The sequence below is a fragment of the Streptomyces phytophilus genome (assembly GCF_013870535.1).
GTDB classification, from domain to species: domain Bacteria; phylum Actinomycetota; class Actinomycetes; order Streptomycetales; family Streptomycetaceae; genus Streptomyces; species Streptomyces phytophilus.
On the sequence record NZ_JACBXC010000306.1, the window covers coordinates 1 to 5,673 of the forward strand.

A 5,673-nucleotide genomic window follows, 5' to 3' on the forward strand; every position below is an offset into this window, starting at 1 on the left:
TGCTGCTCGACCTGCGGACGGTTCCCGAGGAGGAGGACGCGGCACTGCTCGCCGCCGTCCTCGCGACGGCGACCGCACCGCCGCAGGAGGCGTGACCCCCGGGGACACTCCTGTACGGCCGCGGCGGGACCGGGCGTTCACCACGGCGGGCAAGCGCGCGGCAGACAGAGCCTCGCACCGGCGCGCGCTCCTGGGGCACCGGAGCCCGGCTCGCGGCTCACCGCGCCGGTGCCTCCGCGTGCAGCACCACCACCGCCAGGTCGTCCTCCACCGGCTCGGGGCTGAACTCGTGCGTCGCCTGGCGGACCCGCTCGGCCACCGCCATCGCGCCCATGCCCGCGCAGGTGCGCAGAATGCCGGCCAGACCCTCCCCGTCGTCGAGGAGGCGCTGGCCGTCGCGGCGCTCGGTGACCCCGTCGGTGACGCACAGCAGCGTGTCGCCGGGCGCGAGGCGGAAGGTGTCGGCGTTGAACTCGGCGTCCTCGTCGATGCCGAGCAGCAGTTGGGAGCGGACCACGGAGCCCACTTCCCCGTCGGCGGTCATCCGCAGCGGCAGGGGATGGCCGGCGCTGGCCAGGCGGCACTGGGCGCCGCCCGCGCTCGGGTCGGGGGTCAACTCCCCGTAGACCATGCTGAGGAAGCGGGGCCGCGCCCCCTCTCCTCGGGCGCTCACCGCTTCCGCGGCGTCCTCCGCCATCATCGCGTTCAGCCAGCGCAGCACGGACTCCACGCCGTGGCCCTCGCGGGCGAGCAGCCGCACCAGGTGGCGGGTCAGGCCGGTCACCGACATCGCCTCGGCGTCCTTGCCCTGTACGTCGCCGAGGAGGAAGCACCACCGGCCGTCACCGGTGGGGAAGAGGTCGTAGAAGTCGCCCCCGACGGTCTGCCCGCTGGCGTGGGGCTCGTAGACGATCGCCGACTCCATGCCGGGCAGCCTGCCCAGCGTGGCCGGGAGCTGCCGGCGCTGGAGGGCCCGGCTGATGCTCGTCTGGCGGGTGTACTGGCGGGCGGTGACGAGGGCCTGGGCGACCTGCCGGGAGACGTCCTCCACGATGTGGGCCACGGAGTCGGTGATCTCGGGCGGCCCGGCCTGCCCGATCAGCAGCGCGCCCTGGTACGTCCCGCCGGAGACCAGGGAGAACGCGAGCGCCGACCCGCCGTCGTCGGTGCCGGCGCTCTGCGGCCACGGCCAGGTGGTGCCCGCGGTCCACAGCTTCGGCGGCGGCGCCTCGGCTTCGAGGTCGCCGCGGAGCCGGCCGATGCGCTGCTCGTCCGCGTGCCAGACGCTGGTGAGCCGCATCTCGCCGTCCTCCGCGAGCAGCCAGACGGCGCACCAGTCGGCGAGCCGGGGCACCATCAGCTGGGTGGCCAGGGCGGCGACCATCTTTTCGTCGAGCTGCCCGGCCAGCAGCTCGCTGGCCTCGGCGAGGAACGTCCCTCCGTGGCCCCCCACGCCGGCCTGGCCGCGGTACTCGGTACGGGCGAGGGGGTGGGCCACCTCCGTGGCCTGGAGCTGCTGGTAGAGCACCGGGCTGAGCGGGCCGACCGGCACCTTCGTCGCACCTGGCGCGGGCAGGCTGAGGCGGCACCACACGGCCTTCTCGGTGTGCCGGTAGGTGACGCCCCACGAGTCGGCGAGGGTCGACACGATCTGGAGCCCCAGGCCGCGGCCGCTGCCCGTGCCGTCGGCGGCGCCCGGCACGGTGGCCGCCGGCTGCCGGTCGTACACCTCGACCAGGGCGCCGGTCAGAGCGTCGTCCGCCGCCGGGTCGGTCTCCACCCGGCAGGCCAGTTCCATCGGGGTGCCGGCGTGGATCAGCGCGTTCGTGACCAGTTCGCCGGCGAGCAGGGCGGCGTCGTCCGCCAGCTGCTCGGCCTGCGGGCCGAGCGAGGAGGTCGCCAGCGCCCGCTCGGTGATCATGGCGCGGACGACGGCGCGGGCCCGGGCCGGCGCCTGCCGGCTGACCGGCAGCTCCGTACGTATGCCGGACCCGTCCGGCGCGCCTGACCTGCCCGGAGAGACGGCCTGCACTGATGGCTCCTCTCACCTAGACAAATACTAATATAATGAACAAAAGCTCCTTGGGTGAGGGGCGGACACGGAGGCCCGACCGGCCGGCCAGGCACGGAACGTGCAGGGATGGGGCGTGATGGAGGACCGTGAGAAGCAGTCGGTACCCACCGTCGAGCTGCGCCCGCTGCTGACGGCGCTCAGGTCGCTGCGCGACGGTGACTTCTCGGCGCGCCTGCCGGAGGACGGCGACGGCGTGCTGGGCGAGGTGGCCGAGGCGTTCAACCGGGTGGCCGTCCGCAACGCACACCTCGCGTCGGAGGTGCGCAGGGTGCGGGGCGTGGTCGCGCGGAAAGGCGTGCTGGACGAGCGCATATCCGCCAGTACGGGGCAGGGCGACTGGGCGCAGACCGTGCACGACGCGAACGACCTGCTCGACGCGCTGGCCGTACCGATGACGAACGCCACCCGGGTGCTGGAGGCGGTGGCGGAGGGTGACCTGAGCCAGCACATGGAGCTGCGGGTCGGTACCCGGCAGCTCCACGGCGAACTGCGCAGTCTGGGAGTGGGGCTCAACCGCGTGGTGGACCACCTGTCCGCGTTCACCGGCGAGGTGATGCGGGTGGCGCACGAGGTGGGCACCGAGGGCCGGCTCGGCGGCCGCGCCAGCGTACGGGGCCTGTCCGGCTCCTGGCGCGCGGTGACCGAGGCGGTCAACACCATGGCCTCCCGGCTGACCCGGCAGGTGCGCGACATCGCCGCCGTGACCACCGCCGTGGCCAGCGGCGACCTGACCCGCAAGGTGACGGTGGAGACCGCCGGGGAGCTGCTGGAGCTGAAGCTCACGGTGAACACGATGGTGGATCAGCTGTCGGCGTTCGCGGACGAGGTCACCCGGGTGGCCCGCGAGGTGGGCACCGACGGCATCCTCGGCGGCCAGGCGCAGGTCAGGGACGTGTCGGGGGTGTGGAAGGACCTCACGAACAATGTCAACCTGATGGCCTCGAACCTCACCTCCCAGGTCCGCAACATCGCCCAGGTGACCACCGCGGTGGTACGGGGCGACCTCAGCCAGAAGATCACCGCGGACGCGCGCGGCGAGATACGCCAGCTCATGAGCACGGTGAACACGATGGTGGATCAGCTGTCGGCGTTCGCGGACGAGGTCACCCGGGTGGCCCGCGAGGTCGGTACCGACGGCATCCTCGGCGGCCAGGCCCATGTGAAGGACGTGTCGGGGGTGTGGAAGGACCTGACGGACAACGTGAACTTCATGGCGTCGAATCTGACGTCGCAGGTCCGCAACATCGCCCAGGTCGCCACCGCGGTGGCCAACGGTGACCTCTCCAAGAAGATCGACGTCGATGCGCGCGGCGAGATCCTCGAACTCAAGACCACCCTCAACACCATGGTGGATCAGCTGTCGGCGTTCTCCTCCGAGGTGACCCGGGTGGCCCGCGAGGTGGGCACCGACGGGAACCTCGGTGGCCAGGCGCAGGTCAGGGACGTGTCGGGGGTGTGGAAGGACCTGACGGACAACGTGAACTTCATGGCGTCGAATCTGACGTCGCAGGTCCGCAACATCGCCCTGGTGACCACCGCGGTGGCCAACGGTGACCTCTCCAAGAAGATCGACGTCGATGCGCGCGGTGAGATCCTCGAACTCAAGACGACCGTCAACAGCATGGTGCAGCAGTTGCGCGACTTCGCGGACGAGGTCACGCGGGTGGCGCGCGAGGTCGGCACCGAGGGGAAGCTCGGCGGGCGGGCCCAGGTACACGGTGTCTCGGGGGTGTGGAAGGACCTGACGGACAACGTGAACTTCATGGCGTCGAATCTGACGTCGCAGGTCCGCAACATCGCCCAGGTCGCCACCGCGGTGGCCAACGGTGACCTCTCCAAGAAGATCGACGTCGATGCGCGCGGCGAGATCCTCGAACTCAAGACCACCCTCAACACCATGGTGGACCAGCTGTCGTCGTTCTCCTCCGAGGTGACCCGGGTGGCGCGCGAGGTGGGCAGCGAAGGCCGCCTCGGCGGCCAGGCGCGCGTCGAAGGCGTGTCGGGCAACTGGAAGCGGCTCACGAGAGGCGTCAACGAGCTGGCCCTGAACCTCACCACGCAGGTGCGCAACATGGGGGAGGTGGCGAGCGCGGTCGCCAAGGGCGACATGTCGCGGTCCATCACGGTGGAGGCGCAGGGCGAGGTGGCCGACCTCAAGGACAACGTCAACCGCATGGTGTCCAACCTGCGGGAGACCACCCGTACCAAGGACTGGCTGGAGTCCAACCTGACCCGCATCGCCGGCCTGATGCAGGGCCACCGCGACATGGTGGAGGTCGCGGACCTGATCCTGCGCGAACTGGCACCGCTGGTGAACGCGCACTCCGAGCTGTTCTTCCGGGTCGACAACGGGGCCCCGGACGGCGAGGGCCTGGAGCTCATCGCGGACTACGGCGTCGGCGGCCGCGGGCGGGACGACCTCCAGTCCGAGTCCCCGATCCGCGGGCTGATCGCCCAGGCCGTGCAGCAGAAGAAGCGGATCTTGATCGAGGACGCCCCGCAGGACTACGTGACCGTCGAGTCCGGCCTGGGCTCCGCGCCGGCCTCCAGCATCCTCATCCTGCCGATCCTGTTCGAGGACCGGCTGCTGGGCGTGATCGAGCTGGCTTCGTTCAGCAAGTTCAACGAGATCCAGCTGACGTTCGTCGACCAGTTCGCGCACACCATCGGCGTCTCGTTCAACACCATCCTCGCCAACGCCCGCACCGAGGCGCTGCTGTCCCAGTCGCAGCGCCTGACGTCCGAGCTGCGCACCCGCTCCGAGGAACTCCAGCGGTCCAACGCGGAGCTGGAGGAGAAGGCGTCGCTGCTGGCCACGTCGTCCCAGTACAAGTCGGACTTCCTGGCGAACATGTCGCACGAGCTGCGCACCCCGCTGAACTCCCTGCTGATCCTGGCCCAGTTGCTCGCCGACAACGCCGACGGGCGGCTGTCGGACCAGGAGGTGGAGTTCGCGGGCACCATCTACCAGGCGGGATCGGACCTGCTCCAGCTCATCAACGACATCCTGGACCTGTCCAAGGTGGAGGCGGGCCGGATCGACGTGCGCCCGCAGCGGATCCCGCTGACGAAGCTCCTGGAGTACGTACGCGCCACGTTCCGGCCGCTGACGATCGACCGCGGCCTGGGCTTCGAGGTGACCGTGGGCGACGACGTGCCGTCCGAGCTGCACACGGACCAGCAGCGCATCCAGCAGGTGCTGCGCAACCTGCTGTCCAACGCGGTGAAGTTCACCAGCAGCGGGCGGGTGGAACTGCGGGTGGAGCGGGTCCCGTCGGAGGAGTTCGCGGAGGACACGCTGCGCGACGCGGAGGTGGTGCTCGCGTTCTCCGTGAAGGACACCGGCATCGGCATCCCGGCCGAGAAGCTGGACGTGGTGTTCGAGGCGTTCCAGCAGTCCGACGGCACCACCAGCCGCAAGTACGGCGGCACCGGGCTGGGCCTGTCCATCAGCCGGGAGATCGCCGGCCTCCTCGGCGGGCGCATCGACGCCGAGAGCGAGGAGGGCGTGGGCTCGCGGTTCACCCTCTACGTACCGGCGCAGCTGCCCGGCAAGGCGCTCGCGGCCGCCTCGGGGAGCGCGACGCCGCAGCTCGAAC

General features: G+C 70.9%; 2 protein-coding genes. One reads left to right on the forward strand and one right to left on the reverse strand.

The features are described from left to right. Positions 1–217: 217 nt before the first annotated feature. A complete protein-coding gene (locus H5J30_RS15590) occupies positions 218–2,032 on the reverse strand; it encodes a SpoIIE family protein phosphatase (RefSeq protein WP_181788034.1) in 1,815 nt (604 codons plus the stop codon). A gap of 118 nt (positions 2,033–2,150) precedes the next feature. On the opposite strand from H5J30_RS15590, the gene H5J30_RS15595 reads away from it, so the two are divergent. Beyond that, positions 2,151–5,673 (forward strand): HAMP domain-containing protein (locus H5J30_RS15595; RefSeq protein ID WP_181788035.1); only part of this gene is annotated, 3,523 nt, incomplete at its 3' end.